A 13408-nucleotide genomic window follows, 5' to 3' on the forward strand; every position below is an offset into this window, starting at 1 on the left:
GTACCGTGGGCGCTGGCGTGGTTGCAAAAATCATCGCGTAATTCGCAAAACCGAAGGAATTACGATGGCTGCCAAGCAAAAAATTCGCATCCGCCTCAAGGCGTTTGACTACAAGCTGATTGACCAATCGGCTGCGGAAATCGTCGACACTGCCAAGCGTACCGGCGCGATTGTCAAGGGCCCCGTGCCCCTGCCAACCCGCATGAAGCGTTTCGACATCCTTCGTTCACCTCACGTGAACAAGGCTAGTCGCGATCAGTTTGAAATTCGCACACACCAGCGTCTGATGGACATCGTTGATCCCACAGACAAAACCGTAGACGCGCTGATGAAGCTCGACCTGCCCGCTGGCGTGGACGTGGAAATCAAGCTGCAGTAAGAAATAGCAGTCCCGGGCGCCAGTCTGGGACTTCTAACTGGCGAGCCAGACAGGGGCTTGTGTTCAACACAAGCCCGCGTTATACTCGCTGGCTCTATTCGACGCGCTTTTGCGCGCGGACAGAGTTTTATTAACAGTCTCTCACGCAAAAACACTGCAGCCAATTGAAGTTGCAGTGGTGGGAGTTACGGAGAAAACAATGAGTCTTAGCAATCACTTAGGGTTGCTGGGTCGCAAGGTTGGCATGATGCGCCTATTCACCGATGACGGGGATGCAGTTCCTGTTACGGTGGTAGACGTGTCCAACAACCGTGTGACGCAGGTCAAAACCCAGGAGAACGATGGCTACGTTGCCTTGCAGGTGACGTTCGGTTCGCGCAAAGCTTCGCGCGTTACCAAGCCTATCGCTGGTCACCTCGCCAAGGCGGGTGTGGAAGCCGGTGAAATCATCCAGGAATTCCGTGTAACGGCTGATGCAGCCGCAAAGTACGCCGCTGGCGCCACTGTGCCTGTTGCGGATGTATTTGTTGTTGGTCAAAAAGTGGACGTGCAAGGCACCTCCATTGGTAAGGGCTATGCCGGTACCATCAAGCGCCACAACATGAGCTCGCAACGTGCTTCGCACGGTAACAGCCGTTCGCACAACGTTCCCGGTTCCATCGGTATGGCACAAGACCCAGGTCGCGTGTTTCCCGGTAAACGCATGACGGGTCATTTGGGTGATGTCACCAAAACCACGCAAAACCTCGATGTGATCCGCATCGACGAGGCGCGTCAATTGCTGCTGATCAAGGGTGCAATCCCTGGTGCAGCAGGTGGTTTCGTGACCGTCCGTCCCGCCGTTAAGGCCAAAGCAGCAAAAGGAGCGAACTGATGCAGCTCGAACTCCTGAATGACCAAGGTCAAGCGACGTCCAAGTACGACGCGCCTGAAACCGTGTTCGGTCGTGAATACAACGAAGATCTGGTGCACCAAGTGGTTGTGGCCTTCCAGGCCAACGCCCGTCAAGGCACCCGTGCACAAAAAGACCGTGAGCAGGTCAAGCACTCCACCAAGAAGCCTTTCAAGCAAAAGGGAACTGGTCGCGCTCGTGCCGGTATGACATCCTCGCCACTGTGGCGCGGAGGCGGTCGTATTTTCCCGAACATGCCCGACGAAAACTTCGGTCAGAAGATCAACAAGAAGATGTACCGCGCAGGTATGGCTTCCATCCTGTCCCAGTTGGCCCGCGAAGGTCGTCTGGCGGTGGTTGATTCCCTCAAGGTGGATTCTCCCAAGACCAAGCCTTTGGCAGCCAAATTCAAGGCGATGAACCTTGAATCCGTGCTGGTGATCGCTGATGAAGTGGATGAAAACCTGTACTTGGCATCGCGCAACTTGGTGAACATCCTGGTTGTTGAGCCTCGTTATGCAGATCCCCTGTCGTTGGTGCACTACCGCAAGGTATTGGTGACCAAGGCCGCCATGGACAAACTCAAGGAGATGTTCGCATGAGCGCCCGTATGAACAACACGTCTAAAGTCAAGTACGACGAAGGTCGCTTGATGCAGGTTCTGGTTGCTCCCATCGTGTCTGAAAAGGCAACCATGGTGGCTGAAAAATCCAATGCTGTGACGTTCAAGGTGCTGCAAGACGCAACCAAGCCCGAAATCAAGGCCGCTGTGGAATTGATGTTCAAGGTGGAAGTGCAAGGCGTTTCTGTGGTGAACACAAAAGGCAAAACCAAGCGCTTTGGCAAGTCCGTGGGCCGTCGCGACAACGTTCGCAAGGCTTACGTGATGCTCAAGCCAGGTCAAGAGCTGAACCTTGGTGGGGAGGCCGCGTAATCATGGCTGTCATTAAAATGAAACCTACTTCTCCAGGCCGTCGTGGCGTGGTGAAGATTTCGCGTGACCACCTGTACAAGGGTGCACCTCACGCTGCATTGCTGGAGCCGCAATTCCAGCAAGCCGGCCGCAACAACAACGGCCACATCACCACCCGCCACAAGGGCGGTGGACACAAACACCACTACCGTGTTGTTGACTTTGTTCGCAACAAAGATGGCATTCCTGCCAAAGTGGAACGCATTGAGTACGATCCCAACCGTTCTGCGCACATCGCTTTGGTGTGCTACGCCGACGGCGAACGCAAGTACATCATTGCCCCACGTGGCTTGGAAGTCGGCGCAACCATTCAAAACGGTTCTGAAGCTCCCATCCGCGTTGGTAACACTTTGCCAATTCGCAACATCCCCGTGGGTTCCATCATCCACTGTGTTGAATTGCAAGTGGGTAAGGGCGCGCAGATCATCCGCTCTGCCGGTACTTCCGCTACGCTGTTGGCCCGCGAAGGTACCTACGCCCAAGTGCGTGTGCGTTCCGGCGAAGTACGCAAGATCCACATTGACTGCCGTGCAACCATTGGTCAAGTCGCCAACGAAGAACACAGCCTGCGTCAGTTGGGCAAGGCCGGTGTGAAGCGTTGGATGGGTATTCGCCCAACCGTTCGCGGTGTGGTGATGAACCCGGTTGATCACCCCCATGGCGGTGGTGAAGGCAAGACTGGCGAAGGCCGTCACGCAGTCGATCCTTGGGGTAATCTGACCAAGGGTTACCGTACCCGTAACAACAAGCGCACGCAGGTCATGATCGTGTCGCGTCGCAAGAAGTAAGGGGTAGGTAAATGACTCGTTCACTGAAAAAAGGTCCATTTGTTGACCACCACTTGGTAGCCAAGACTGAGAAGGCTGTTGCCACCAAGGACAAAAAGCCGATCAAGACGTGGTCGCGTCGCTCCATGATCCTGCCCGATTTCATCGGCTTGACCATCGCTGTGCACAACGGCAAGCAGCACGTGCCCGTCTATATCACTGACCAAATGGTTGGCCACAAGTTGGGTGAGTTCGCGCTCACACGTACTTTCAAGGGCCATCCTGCGGACAAAAAAGTCCAGAAGAAATAAGGAGGCACCATGGAAACTCGTGCAACCCTTCGTGGCGTCCGTTTGTCGGTAGACAAAGGCCGTCTGGTCGCGGATCTGATCCGTGGCAAAAAAGTTGACCAAGCTCTGAACATCTTGCAGTTCACGCAGAAAAAAGCTGCCGTGATCATCAAGAAGGTTTTGGAGTCCGCCATTGCCAACGCTGAGCACAATGACGGCGCCGACATCGACGAATTGAAGGTGAAAACCATCTACGTCGAGCAAGGTGCTTCGCTGCGTCGCTTCACCGCACGCGCCAAAGGCCGTGGCAATCAAATCCGCAAGCCCACGTGCCACGTGTACGTGACGGTTGGTAACTGAAAGAGGCCAGGAAGATATGGGACAAAAAATCCACCCAACCGGCTTTCGCTTGGCGATCAGCCGTAATTGGTCTTCTCGTTGGTACGCCAGCAACCGCGATTTCGCGGGCATGCTGGCCGAAGACATCAAGGTGCGTGAGTACCTGAAGGCCAAGTTGAAGAACGCTTCGGTGTCGCGCATTCTGATCGAGCGTCCTGCTAAGAACGCACGCATCACCATTTTCTCGGCACGTCCGGGCGTGGTGATCGGCAAGAAGGGCGAAGACATCGAAAACCTCAAACGCGATCTGGGCAAGCAATTGGGCGTGCCAGTGGCAGTGAACATCGAAGAAGTGCGCAAGCCCGAAATCGATGCGAAGCTGATTGCTGACAGCATCACCCAGCAGCTCGAAAAACGCATCATGTTCCGTCGTGCCATGAAGCGCGCCATGCAAAACGCTATGCGTTTGGGCGCCTTGGGCATCAAGATCATGTCGTCCGGTCGTTTGAACGGCATCGAAATTGCCCGTACCGAGTGGTATCGTGAAGGCCGTGTGCCATTGCACACCCTGCGCGCTGACATTGACTACGGGACTTCCGAAGCCAAGACCACCTACGGCATCATTGGTGTGAAGGTGTGGGTCTATAAGGGTGATACCTTGGGCCGTAACGACCTGCCCGCTGCTGTGGAGCCTCGCGCTGAAGAAGAGCGTCGCCCCCGTGGTCCCCGCCGCGATGACCGCGGTGGTGCCCGTCCTAGTGCTGACCGTGCCGCTCCCCGTGGCGCACGTCGCCCAGTGGGTGGCAACGCAGCGCCTGCCGACGGCAGCGACAAGCCCGCAGAAGCACTTGGTGCTGACGCTAAACCCGCCGTTAAGCGCGTTCGCAAAGTCGCCGCGCCAGCTGCAGCAGCTGACGGCAAAGGAGAATAATCATGTTGCAACCCGCTCGCCGGAAATACCGCAAAGAGCAAAAGGGCCGTAACACCGGCATCGCAACCCGCGGAAGCTCGGTTGCGTTCGGTGACTTCGGTCTGAAATGTACTGACCGCGGCCGTCTGACGGCTCGCCAGATTGAAGCTGCACGTCGTGCAATTTCCCGTCACGTGAAGCGTGGCGGCCGTATCTGGATTCGCGTGTTCCCTGACAAGCCAATTTCCCAAAAGCCTGCTGAAGTGCGTATGGGTAACGGTAAAGGTAACCCCGAGTACTACGTGGCTGAAATTCAGCCCGGCAAGATCGTGTTTGAAATCGTCGGTGTGCCTGAAGAGCTGGCACGCGAGGCATTCCGTTTGGCTGCGGCCAAGCTGCCTTTGCGTACCACCTTTGTAGCACGCATGATTGGTCAGTAATTCAGGAGAACTCGAAATGACGAAAGCTGCTGAACTGCGCACCAAAGACGTTGCCGGACTGACTGCAGAAGTCAAAGCGCTGCAAAAAGCTCACTTTGGCCTGCGTATGCAAAAAGCCACGCAACAACTCAACAACACAGCTACGATTCGCACTGCGCGTCGTGACATTGCTCGCGCCAAGACTATTCTTGTCGAGAAGCAAATGGCTGACAAATCCGCCAAGTAAGGAGCACTAAATGACGGAAGCTAAAAAGTCCCTCAAGCGCACCTTGATTGGCAAGGTGGTCAGCGACAAGCGCGCCAAGACCGTGACTGTTCTGATTGAACGACGCGTCAAGCACGAGCTGTACGGCAAGATCGTTGCTAAATCCAGCAAGTACCACGCCCACGATGAAAAGGGCGAGTACAAGTTGGGTGATGTGATCGAAATTACCGAAAGCAAGCCAATCTCCAAGACCAAGAACTGGGTTGCGACCCGCTTGGTGGAAAAGGCTGCTGCAGTCTAAGCCTATCGGCTTTGTCCACTGCAAGTGACTTTAAAACGGCCCACAATGTGGGCCGTTTTCATTGGTGCGTTCACATATGACCTGTGGCGCACTCCCATTACCTAGGAGCACACATGATTCAAGTCGGAGACACCCTGCCATCGGCCACCCTGATGGAGTATTCGGAAGTGGAGGGAGAGGGTTGCAGCATTGGCCCCAACCCTGTGGATGTGAGCAAAGCGACGGCAGGAAAGACCATTGCGCTGTTTGCGCTGCCCGGCGCTTTCACGCCCACCTGCTCTGCCAAGCACGTCCCTGGTTATGTCGAACAAGCTGCCGCCTTCCAGGCTGCTGGTGTGGATGAGATCTGGTGCGTTAGCGTCAATGACGCATTCGTGATGGGTGCCTGGGCGCGTGACCAGAAAACGGCTGGCAAAGTACGTATGTTGGCCGACGGTAGCGCCGCTTTTGCCCAAGCTACCGGACTGACACTGGACCTGACCAGCAAGGGTATGGGCCTGCGTAGTAACCGTTATTCCATGTTGGTCAGGGACGGCATAGTTGCGGCCCTGAACGTCGAAGGTCCGGGCAAGTTTGAAGTGAGCGACGCTAACACCTTGTTGGCGCAGGCCAAAGCCTAAACAAGCCTGTGTGCCACTACCTCAGAGCTCCGCTTTGAGGTAGTGAGCCCCAGCAATGGGGTTGTAGTAATAAGGTGGGACTTCTTCAAATCCCAGTTCTTCGTAGAGTGCCCGAGCGGCTTCCATGTCGTCCAGGGTATCCAAAAGCACACAGTCGTAACCACTTTGGCGACCGGCATCCAGTATGCCCTCCGCCAGCATCCTCCCCAGACCCAGCCCACGGTAGGCCGGGCGTACATAGAGACGCTTCATTTCTGCGGCATTGGGGTAGTCGGCGCTGTCCAAGGGGCGAAGAGCGCAGCAGCCCGCCATGGCTCCATCTACGCAAGCCAAAAGCAAGGCACCACGTGGAGCGGCGTACTCGCCCGGCAGCTCGCGTAGCTCCTGCGCAAAGTTCTGGAAGCACAAATCGACCCCCAGTTGTTCTGCATACTCTTGGAACAGCACCCGAACCGCGTCAAGTGCGTCGCGGGAGGTTGGTGTGAGCAAAGATAGCTGTGCGACCAAAGGGGTGTTGGATGTCATTCAGGCGGCCCAAGCTAACAAGGCGGTCACCGAAGCAGCGCAAAGCACGAAAACCAGCAATGCCATGCAGCGTGAGGTCCAATCGTCACGCGCGCTGGGCATCCCTGTCGGGGTTTGCTTGTCGCCATTGAGCATTGGGGACACCAGATTCTGGCCTCGCTTAATCCGGTAAAACACAATGGCTGCAATGTGTAAAACGAACAGCGCCAGCAGCACGATCTTGCCGACTTCAGTGTGGTAATCACTGGCACGGCTGACCCATTCACCACTTGCAAACTTCGAAAGGGGGCCGGTGGTCGCGATCTCATCGTCGCTGAACAGGCCGCTTGCAACTTGCAACAGGGTCACGCCCAACAAACCTAACACAGACAGAAAGCCCAGTGGGTTATGTCCGACGCCTTGTTCGGTGGTGCCTTGGCCGCGCATGTAGCGCCAAATCGTGCGGGGGCTGTAAAAAAAGTTTGCAAAGCGCGACCAGTGGCCACCGACGAAGCCCCAGACCAGGCGGAATAAGAGAAGGGTGAGCACACAGTAACCCAGGCGAAAGTGCCAGTCCATCCAGTTGCCACCAATCTGGCCCGTGACGACCAGACCGATCACGGCGATAGCCAACAGCCAGTGAAACAGGCGGGTGGGCAAATCCCACACACGGGTTGTTTGCATCGTTGCTCCTTCAAGTGCCCGCAGCTCGGGCTACCGCGCAATGTATCACCGCCACGGGGACTAGGCACCCCACAGTGTTTACCCTAGCATAGCAATTCGGGCAGAACTAATTCCGCATGCCTGCGGTCTACCCGGCGTCAGTCTCCCCAACCACCGAAGGAAGTTCGATGAAAAAGCTAGCTACCCTGATTCTGGCCAGCGCTGCGGCCACCCTGTCTGTCCCCGCAATGGCCCAATTTGCCAAGGCAGAGGATGCCATTAAGTACCGCCAAAACGCCTTGTTCGTCATGCAGCAGAACTTTGCACGCGTTGCCGCTATGGCAGCGGGTCGGGCGCCCTTCGATGCCAAAGTAGCAGCCGAGAGCGCAGAGGTCGCCGCCTTTGTGAGCAAGTTGCCTTGGGCAGCCTTCGGAGATGGCACTGACAAGGGCGCTACGACCAAGGCCAAGGCTGAGATTTGGAGTGACAAGGCCAAGTTCAATGACTACGCAGAGAAACTACAGGCCGAAATGAACAAACTCAACGCAGCCGCCAAGACTGGCAACCTGGATAGCATCAAGGCTGCAGTCAGTGCTACCAGTGGCAGCTGCAAAACCTGCCACGACGCATTCCGCTCGTAACCGCTGCAGGCCCCTGCTCAGGACTCCTTGAGCAGGGTTTCAATCAGTTGGTGCAGCTCAGGCATGTTGGGGGCACCCACATACCGCTTCACGATCTCACCACGCTTGTTCACCAAGTAGCTGGTGGGGGTGATGCCCACCTCACCCCAGGCCTTGGCCACCGCACCGGTGTTGTCGATGGCGACATCGAAAGGCAGTTTGCGGGTCTGCACGAAATTCACCACATAACTGGGTGGGTCGTAAGCCATCGCAACCGCCACCGTGCCATAGCCTTGGGATTTGTACTTCTCGAAGGTGGCCACCAGTTCCGGCATCTCGGCCACACAGGTGACGCAGCTGGTGGCCCAAAAATTCACCAGGGTCACCTTGCCTTGTAGGCTGGCAGAGGGTTTCTGGGAGCCATCGAGCAACACAAAGGTGGAGGCCGGAGCGGCCTTGCTGGAACTCAGCCACATGCCTCCCGCGACCAAGGCTGCAGCGGCTACGATGCTGGCAACGACAATGTGTTTTTTCATGAATAGGTACTTCCCATGGACCGCCGACAGTTTAATTCCATCTCACTGACCACTGCCGCCCTGTTGACGGCCGTGAGCCTGCACCCCGCCTACGCGCTGAGCCTGGACGACTTGACCAAAGCCGACGCGACCAAGGGCCTGAAAACCGCGCTCGAAAAAGGTGCGTTGGCCGCAGTGGGCATCTTGGGTGTGCAAGATGGATTCTTGGGCAACGAAAAAGTTCGCATTCCTTTGCCCGGTTATCTCGAAGATGCCGCCAAGCTGCTGCGTACCTTTGGCCAAGGGGCCAGGATAGACGAGCTGGTGACTTCCATGAACCGGGGTGCAGAAGCCGCCGTGCCCATGGCCAAGGATCTGCTGCTCAAGGCCGTGCAGGGCATGTCGGTCAACGATGCCAAGGGGATTCTGGCGGGTGGCGACACCGCGGTAACCCAGTTTTTTGCCGACAAAACGCGCAGTCCGCTGGGCGTGAAGTTTTTGCCCATCGTGACCAAAGCCACCGAAAAAGTGGGCCTGGCTGACAAATACAACCAGCTCGCAGGCAAGGCCTCCGAAATCGGGCTGATGAAGAAAGAAGACGCGAATATCCAGCAATATGTGACCGGCAAGGCGCTGGATGGTCTGTTCTTCATGATCTCTGAAGAGGAAAAGAAGATTCGCCAGAACCCCGTGGCCTATGGCAGCGCCATCCTCACCAAAGTGTTTGGCGCCCTGAAGTGAGTGCCTTGGCTTCGCTGCGTCGCTGGCTTTTGCCCGCGGCCTTGGCCTTGGCCGCATGCAGCCCGGCACTCAACTGGCGCCAAGCACCGCTGGGCGGGCTGAACTTCTCATTGCCTTGCAAGCCAGACAGAGCCCAGCGCACGGTCAATTTGGGCGACCGCGACGTAGCGCTGGAGATGCAGGGGTGTGAAGCGCAAGGGGCGTTGTTTGCCATCAGTCGTGCCCGGGTGGGTGATGCCACCGCTATTCCCGGGGTGGTCCAAGCGTGGCGTGCGTCGGCACTGGCGGCTATGCGTGCCGATGTGGCTGCCGCCACGGTGCTCGCAGCGCCTAGTCATGCCGGCGTGCCCGGGCTGGCCAGCGCTGCGTGGCTCCGCGCCGCTGGCCAGCGACCCCAAGGTGGCGAGGTACAGGCCCAGCTGGCCTGGCTGGTGATGGGGGGGGATGTGTACCACCTCGCGGTCTACGCTGACACGCTGGGCGCCGACATGACCGAGCCTTTCTTTACCGATATCACCCTTCCATGAGCACACTGAACACCCGCAAAGCGGTGCTGGTCTTCAGCGCCTTCGCGCTGGCCTACTTTTTGTCGGCACTGATCCGTGCCATCACCGCCACGCTGGCGCCCACCCTGGTGCAGGAGTTCAACCTGCAGTCGCGTGACTTGGGCTTGCTCGCCGGAGGCTACTTTCTGGGCTTTGCCGCGACGCAACTCCCGCTGGGCCGCTGGCTGGACAGGTTGGGGCCCAAACGGGTCGAGATTGCGTTTTTGACGCTGGCCGTGGTGGGCTGCCTCGCGTTTGCGCTGGCGCAGAGCTTTTGGGGTTTGCTGGCCGCACGTGTGCTGTGTGGTGCGGGCGTCAGCGCCTGCCTGATGGCCCCTCTGACGGGGTACCGCCGCTGGTATGCGCCCGAGCAACAAATGCGAGCCAACTCATGGATGTTGATGGTGGGCGCCTTTGGCATGGTGGCATCCACACTGCCGGTGCAGTGGCTCATGCCTCTGATGGGCTGGCGCGGCATCTTCGTGTTGCTGGGCACCCTGGTGGCCCTGTCCATGGTGGCCATTGCCTGGCAGACACCCGCGTGGCACACCGAGACGACAGCCGTAGACACCCAGGAGGGCTTGCTGGCCAGCTACCGCGAGGTATGGCGCCACCCCTATTTCCGCAAGCTGGCGCCGCTGGGCTTCTTCAACTACGGCGGCATGGTGGCCATGCAGACGCTGTGGGCGGGGCCGTGGATGGTCAAGGTGGCAGGCTATAGCGCGCTGCAGGCCGCTACCGGACTGTTCTGGCTCAATGTGTCCATGCTGGTGGCCTACTGGCTGTGGGGGTGGGCCAATCCCTGGCTGGCACGCCAAGGGTACAGTGCAGACAGGCTGATTACCTGGGGGATGCCCCTGAATTTTGTGTTGCTTGCTATACTTTTGGTAGCTGGTGACGCGGCATCCATATGGGCTGCAGTGCTTTTTTCTTTGGTTTGCGTGAGTTGTACCGTCGCCGCCCTCGCGCAGCCTGCGGTGGGGATGGCCTTTGCCCCTGCGCTGGCGGGGCGGGCACTGTCCGCATACAACCTAGTAATTTTTGCTGGTGTCTTTGCGGTGCAGTGGGGCATTGGCTTGTTGCTCGATGGCTTCAAGGCCTTGGGCTTGGCCGAAGTGGCCGCCTACCAGTCAGCGTTTGGTGTCTATGGTCTGGCGTGTGTGGGGGCCTACGTGTATTTCTTGCGGGCAAAGGCGCCATAATCAAAGTCCACTTCGCTGCAGCATCTCCATGAACACCGGCATCCTGATCGTCGCCCATGCACCGTTGGCCAGCGCGCTGCGCACGGCGGCCTTGCATGTGTACCCCGAAGCTGCCGCTGGCGTGCTGGCCTTGGACGTGGCGGCGCAAGACAGCCCTGAACTCACGCGCGCTGCGGCTCAGGCGCTGCTCTCCCAGCTGGGCACCCCGCAGGCGCTGGTGCTGACCGATGTGTTCGGTGCCACGCCCTGCAACGTGGCACAAAAAGTGGTGGACGGCCTTCATTCCAAGCTGGTGGCAGGTGTCAACCTGCCCATGCTGTTGCGCACCGTGAACTACCGCCAAGAGTCGCTCGACGTGTTGGTCACCCGGGCGCTGGCCGGTGGTGCCCAGTGCATCATGCAAGTGGCCGTGACTGCTCCCCAAAACCAACATCGCAAACCCCATGATCAGCACCAACACGACCATAGTCAATAAGCTGGGCTTGCATGCCCGTGCCTCGGCCAAGCTCACCAAGCTGGCCGGCAGTTTTCCGTGTGAGGTCTGGATGGCCCGCGGCGACCGCCGCGTGAATGCCAAAAGCATCATGGGCGTCATGATGCTCGCGGCCGGCATCGGCACCGAAGTCACGCTGGAAACCAGCGGCGAGCGCGAGCAGGAAGCCATGGACGCGCTGCTGGCCCTTATCAACGACAAATTCGGCGAAGGCGAATGACATTCTCGATCCACGGTCTGGCCGTTTCGCGCGGCATCGCCATTGGGCGTGCGGTGTTGGTAGCGTCCAGCCGGGTGGATGTGGCGCATTACTTCATCAAGCCAGATGAAGTGGCGGCCGAAATTGACCGGGTCCGGGTTGGGCGCGACACGGTGGTGGAGGAAATCCACCGCCTGCAGGAGAGCATCACCCGCATGGGGCCCAAAGAGGCGCCACAGGAGCTGTCGGCCCTGCTGGATGTGCACCTGATGCTGCTGCAGGACGAGGAGCTGGTCTCCGGTGTGAAGCATTGGATCACCGACCGCCTCTACAACGCCGAGTGGGCGCTGACCACCCAGCTCGAAATCATTGCCCGCCATTTCGATGAAATGGAAGATGCCTACCTGCGCGAGCGCAAGGCGGACATGGAGCAAATCTGCGAGCGCATCCTGCGCGCCATGAAGGGCACCCAATCACCCATCGCGCCACCGGTGCAGCGCGGCGCACGCAAACCCTCGCAACAAGACCTGCTGCTGGACGATACCGTGGACGTGCCGCTGGTGCTGATCGCGCACGATCTCTCGCCCGCCGACATGCTGCAGTTCAAGCAGAGTGTGTTTGCCGGTTTCATCACCGACGTGGGTGGCAAGACATCGCACACCGCCATCGTGGCGCGCAGCATGGACATTCCGGCCGTGGTGGGCGCGCGTACCTGCAGCCAGCTGGTGCGCCAGGACGACTGGGTCATCATTGATGGCGATGCGGGCGTGGTCATCGTTGATCCCTCACCCATCATCCTGGCCGAATACGGCTTCAAGCAGCGCCAGGGTGAGCTGGAGCGCGGCCGCCTGCAGCGCCTGCTGCACACGCCTGCGGTCACCATGGACGAGCAGAAGGTGCAGCTGCTGGCCAACATCGAAATGCCCGAAGATGCCCAGGCCGCCCTCAAGGCCGGGGCGCTGGGCGTGGGCCTGTTTCGCAGTGAGTTCTTGTTCATGGGCCGCCAGGGCCGCCTGCCCGATGAGGAAGAGCAGTACCAAGCCTATAAAAAAGCCGTGGAAGGCATGCAGGGCCTGCCGGTCACGATCCGCACCGTGGATGTGGGCGCCGACAAGCCGCTGGACGATTCGGTGCGCGACAACGCCCACCTCAACCCCGCGCTGGGCCTGCGCGCCATCCGCTGGAGCCTGGCCGACCCGGGTATGTTCCTGACGCAGTTGCGTGCGATTTTGCGGGCCGCGGCGCATGGCAAGGTGCGCATGCTGATCCCCATGCTGGCCCACGCCAGCGAGATCAAGCAGACCATCGCCCACATCGACAAGGCACGTGCCCAGCTGGACCGGCGCGGCGTGGTCTATGGGCCTATCCAGCTCGGCGCCATGATCGAGATTCCGGCCGCAGCGCTGAGCCTGCGCCTGTTCCTCAAATATTTCGATTTCCTATCCATCGGCACCAACGACCTGATCCAGTACACGCTGGCAATCGACCGGGCGGACGAGTCGGTGGCGCACCTGTACGACCCCATGCACCCGGCGGTGTTGCGCCTGGTGGCCGACACCATTGCGGCGGGCCGTGCCGCGGGCAAGGACGTGAGTGTGTGCGGCGAGATGGCAGGTGATGTGGGCATGACGCGACTGCTGCTGGGCTTGGGGCTGCGCAGCTTCTCCATGCACCCGGCGCAGATTCTGGCGGTCAAGCAAGAAGTCCTGCGCGCTGATGCGAGCAAGCTGGAGGCCTGGGCCCAGGGGGTTTGCGACGCCGAAGAGCCCGGTGAGGAACTCAGCAGTCGGCCCATGCCGCTATAAAAAAA

The 13408-nt window shown here is 58.9% G+C and carries 22 protein-coding genes; 19 read left to right on the top strand and 3 right to left on the bottom strand.

Features of this window, described 5'->3' with window-relative positions:
* The first annotated feature begins 64 nt into the window (after positions 1–64).
* The 12 genes from rpsJ (at position 65) to CHU94_RS02030 (ending at position 6116) form a co-directional block, all read left to right on the top strand.
* Positions 65–379 carry a 30S ribosomal protein S10 gene (gene rpsJ, locus CHU94_RS01975; protein WP_068674876.1) on the top strand — a complete coding sequence of 105 codons (315 nt, stop codon included), beginning with the start codon at positions 65–67 and terminating at the stop codon, positions 377–379.
* A 199-nt stretch (positions 380–578) separates the two neighbouring features.
* A complete protein-coding gene (gene rplC / locus CHU94_RS01980) occupies positions 579–1253 on the top strand; it encodes a 50S ribosomal protein L3 (protein ID WP_094476237.1) in 675 nt (224 codons plus the stop codon).
* Positions 1253–1873: a 50S ribosomal protein L4 gene (gene rplD / locus CHU94_RS01985; protein WP_094476239.1), complete on the top strand. Its 621-nt coding sequence runs from the start codon at positions 1253–1255 to the stop codon at positions 1871–1873. Before rplC ends, rplD begins: the two co-directional genes overlap by 1 nt.
* An 8-nt stretch (positions 1874–1881) precedes the next feature.
* On the top strand, positions 1882–2205 hold the full coding sequence (rplW, locus tag CHU94_RS01990; protein WP_094476423.1) for a 50S ribosomal protein L23: 324 nt from the start codon (positions 1882–1884) through the stop codon (positions 2203–2205).
* A gap of 2 nt (positions 2206–2207) precedes the next feature.
* Positions 2208–3032, top strand: coding sequence for a 50S ribosomal protein L2 (gene rplB / locus CHU94_RS01995; RefSeq protein ID WP_087495490.1), 825 nt, complete (start codon positions 2208–2210; stop codon positions 3030–3032).
* Between the two features lie 11 nt (positions 3033–3043).
* Positions 3044–3322 (top strand): 30S ribosomal protein S19, encoded by a 279-nt coding sequence (rpsS, locus tag CHU94_RS02000; RefSeq protein WP_094476242.1) that lies wholly within the window; start codon positions 3044–3046, stop codon positions 3320–3322.
* 9 nt (positions 3323–3331) lie between these two features.
* A complete protein-coding gene (gene rplV, locus CHU94_RS02005) occupies positions 3332–3661 on the top strand; it encodes a 50S ribosomal protein L22 (RefSeq protein ID WP_075585605.1) in 330 nt (109 codons plus the stop codon).
* A 16-nt stretch (positions 3662–3677) separates the two neighbouring features.
* Positions 3678–4571 carry a 30S ribosomal protein S3 gene (gene rpsC / locus CHU94_RS02010; RefSeq protein ID WP_094476244.1) on the top strand — a complete coding sequence of 298 codons (894 nt, stop codon included), beginning with the start codon at positions 3678–3680 and terminating at the stop codon, positions 4569–4571.
* Positions 4572–4573: 2 nt separating this feature from the next.
* Entirely contained in the window at positions 4574–4990 is a 417-nt protein-coding gene (rplP, locus tag CHU94_RS02015) for a 50S ribosomal protein L16 (protein WP_029708121.1), read from the top strand.
* A gap of 16 nt (positions 4991–5006) precedes the next feature.
* Positions 5007–5216: a 50S ribosomal protein L29 gene (gene rpmC / locus CHU94_RS02020; protein WP_094476246.1), complete on the top strand. Its 210-nt coding sequence runs from the start codon at positions 5007–5009 to the stop codon at positions 5214–5216.
* A gap of 10 nt (positions 5217–5226) precedes the next feature.
* Positions 5227–5496, top strand: coding sequence for a 30S ribosomal protein S17 (gene rpsQ, locus CHU94_RS02025; protein ID WP_094476248.1), 270 nt, complete (start codon positions 5227–5229; stop codon positions 5494–5496).
* Between the two features lie 113 nt (positions 5497–5609).
* A complete protein-coding gene (locus tag CHU94_RS02030) occupies positions 5610–6116 on the top strand; it encodes a peroxiredoxin (protein WP_094476250.1) in 507 nt (168 codons plus the stop codon).
* A 21-nt stretch (positions 6117–6137) separates the two neighbouring features.
* On the opposite strand, the gene CHU94_RS02035 is transcribed toward CHU94_RS02030, so the two are convergent.
* On the bottom strand, positions 6138–6641 hold the full coding sequence (locus CHU94_RS02035) for a GNAT family N-acetyltransferase (protein ID WP_094476252.1): 504 nt from the start codon (positions 6639–6641) through the stop codon (positions 6138–6140).
* Complete coding sequence (locus CHU94_RS02040) at positions 6642–7289, bottom strand: cytochrome b/b6 domain-containing protein (RefSeq protein WP_369597389.1); 648 nt, start codon at positions 7287–7289, stop codon at positions 6642–6644.
* Positions 7290–7471: 182 nt separating this feature from the next.
* Here CHU94_RS02040 and CHU94_RS02045 point away from each other — a divergent pair, with 182 nt between their 5' ends.
* Positions 7472–7924 carry a cytochrome c gene (locus CHU94_RS02045; protein WP_094476256.1) on the top strand — a complete coding sequence of 151 codons (453 nt, stop codon included), beginning with the start codon at positions 7472–7474 and terminating at the stop codon, positions 7922–7924.
* A 17-nt stretch (positions 7925–7941) separates the two neighbouring features.
* Here the strand turns inward: CHU94_RS02045 and CHU94_RS02050 are convergent, their stop codons facing one another.
* Positions 7942–8439 (bottom strand): TlpA disulfide reductase family protein, encoded by a 498-nt coding sequence (locus tag CHU94_RS02050; protein WP_094476258.1) that lies wholly within the window; start codon positions 8437–8439, stop codon positions 7942–7944.
* Between the two features lie 15 nt (positions 8440–8454).
* On the opposite strand from CHU94_RS02050, the gene CHU94_RS02055 reads away from it, so the two are divergent.
* From CHU94_RS02055 to ptsP, 6 genes are read left to right on the top strand one after another with little or no spacing between them, the layout of a single operon-like run.
* Positions 8455–9159: a DUF4197 domain-containing protein gene (locus tag CHU94_RS02055; RefSeq protein WP_094476260.1), complete on the top strand. Its 705-nt coding sequence runs from the start codon at positions 8455–8457 to the stop codon at positions 9157–9159.
* Positions 9156–9686 carry a hypothetical protein gene (locus CHU94_RS02060; protein ID WP_094476262.1) on the top strand — a complete coding sequence of 177 codons (531 nt, stop codon included), beginning with the start codon at positions 9156–9158 and terminating at the stop codon, positions 9684–9686. Before CHU94_RS02055 ends, CHU94_RS02060 begins: the two co-directional genes overlap by 4 nt.
* Complete coding sequence (locus CHU94_RS02065) at positions 9683–10906, top strand: nitrate/nitrite transporter (RefSeq protein WP_094476264.1); 1224 nt, start codon at positions 9683–9685, stop codon at positions 10904–10906. The genes CHU94_RS02060 and CHU94_RS02065 overlap by 4 nt, the downstream gene beginning before the upstream one ends.
* A 28-nt stretch (positions 10907–10934) precedes the next feature.
* Positions 10935–11381, top strand: a complete 447-nt coding sequence (locus tag CHU94_RS02070; RefSeq protein ID WP_094476266.1) for a PTS sugar transporter subunit IIA — start codon at positions 10935–10937, stop codon at positions 11379–11381.
* Positions 11350–11619 (top strand): HPr family phosphocarrier protein, encoded by a 270-nt coding sequence (locus CHU94_RS02075; RefSeq protein WP_094476268.1) that lies wholly within the window; start codon positions 11350–11352, stop codon positions 11617–11619. Before CHU94_RS02070 ends, CHU94_RS02075 begins: the two co-directional genes overlap by 32 nt.
* Positions 11616–13403 (top strand): phosphoenolpyruvate--protein phosphotransferase, encoded by a 1788-nt coding sequence (ptsP, locus tag CHU94_RS02080; RefSeq protein ID WP_094476270.1) that lies wholly within the window; start codon positions 11616–11618, stop codon positions 13401–13403. The genes CHU94_RS02075 and ptsP overlap by 4 nt, the downstream gene beginning before the upstream one ends.
* The last annotated feature ends 5 nt before the right edge of the window (positions 13404–13408 follow it).

The sequence above is a fragment of the Rhodoferax sp. TH121 genome (genome assembly GCF_002251855.1).
Classification (GTDB): Bacteria; Pseudomonadota; Gammaproteobacteria; order Burkholderiales; family Burkholderiaceae_C; genus Allorhodoferax.

What these genes read in the sequence shown, in the direction of transcription:
- rpsJ (WP_068674876.1), top strand. Translation starts at nt 65, where the DNA reads ATGGCTGCCAAGCAAAAAATTCGCATCCGCCTCAAGGCGTTTGACTAC.
- rplC (WP_094476237.1), top strand. Translation starts at nt 579, where the DNA reads ATGAGTCTTAGCAATCACTTAGGGTTGCTGGGTCGCAAGGTTGGCATG.
- rplD (WP_094476239.1), top strand. Translation starts at nt 1,253, where the DNA reads ATGCAGCTCGAACTCCTGAATGACCAAGGTCAAGCGACGTCCAAGTAC.
- rplW (WP_094476423.1), top strand. Translation starts at nt 1,882, where the DNA reads ATGAACAACACGTCTAAAGTCAAGTACGACGAAGGTCGCTTGATGCAG.
- rplB (WP_087495490.1), top strand. Translation starts at nt 2,208, where the DNA reads ATGGCTGTCATTAAAATGAAACCTACTTCTCCAGGCCGTCGTGGCGTG.
- rpsS (WP_094476242.1), top strand. Translation starts at nt 3,044, where the DNA reads ATGACTCGTTCACTGAAAAAAGGTCCATTTGTTGACCACCACTTGGTA.
- rplV (WP_075585605.1), top strand. Translation starts at nt 3,332, where the DNA reads ATGGAAACTCGTGCAACCCTTCGTGGCGTCCGTTTGTCGGTAGACAAA.
- rpsC (WP_094476244.1), top strand. Translation starts at nt 3,678, where the DNA reads ATGGGACAAAAAATCCACCCAACCGGCTTTCGCTTGGCGATCAGCCGT.
- rplP (WP_029708121.1), top strand. Translation starts at nt 4,574, where the DNA reads ATGTTGCAACCCGCTCGCCGGAAATACCGCAAAGAGCAAAAGGGCCGT.
- rpmC (WP_094476246.1), top strand. Translation starts at nt 5,007, where the DNA reads ATGACGAAAGCTGCTGAACTGCGCACCAAAGACGTTGCCGGACTGACT.
- rpsQ (WP_094476248.1), top strand. Translation starts at nt 5,227, where the DNA reads ATGACGGAAGCTAAAAAGTCCCTCAAGCGCACCTTGATTGGCAAGGTG.
- CHU94_RS02030 (WP_094476250.1), top strand. Translation starts at nt 5,610, where the DNA reads ATGATTCAAGTCGGAGACACCCTGCCATCGGCCACCCTGATGGAGTAT.
- CHU94_RS02035 (WP_094476252.1), bottom strand. Translation starts at nt 6,641, where the DNA reads ATGACATCCAACACCCCTTTGGTCGCACAGCTATCTTTGCTCACACCA.
- CHU94_RS02045 (WP_094476256.1), top strand. Translation starts at nt 7,472, where the DNA reads ATGAAAAAGCTAGCTACCCTGATTCTGGCCAGCGCTGCGGCCACCCTG.
- CHU94_RS02050 (WP_094476258.1), bottom strand. Translation starts at nt 8,439, where the DNA reads ATGAAAAAACACATTGTCGTTGCCAGCATCGTAGCCGCTGCAGCCTTG.
- CHU94_RS02055 (WP_094476260.1), top strand. Translation starts at nt 8,455, where the DNA reads ATGGACCGCCGACAGTTTAATTCCATCTCACTGACCACTGCCGCCCTG.
- CHU94_RS02065 (WP_094476264.1), top strand. Translation starts at nt 9,683, where the DNA reads ATGAGCACACTGAACACCCGCAAAGCGGTGCTGGTCTTCAGCGCCTTC.
- CHU94_RS02070 (WP_094476266.1), top strand. Translation starts at nt 10,935, where the DNA reads ATGAACACCGGCATCCTGATCGTCGCCCATGCACCGTTGGCCAGCGCG.
- CHU94_RS02075 (WP_094476268.1), top strand. Translation starts at nt 11,350, where the DNA reads ATGATCAGCACCAACACGACCATAGTCAATAAGCTGGGCTTGCATGCC.
- ptsP (WP_094476270.1), top strand. Translation starts at nt 11,616, where the DNA reads ATGACATTCTCGATCCACGGTCTGGCCGTTTCGCGCGGCATCGCCATT.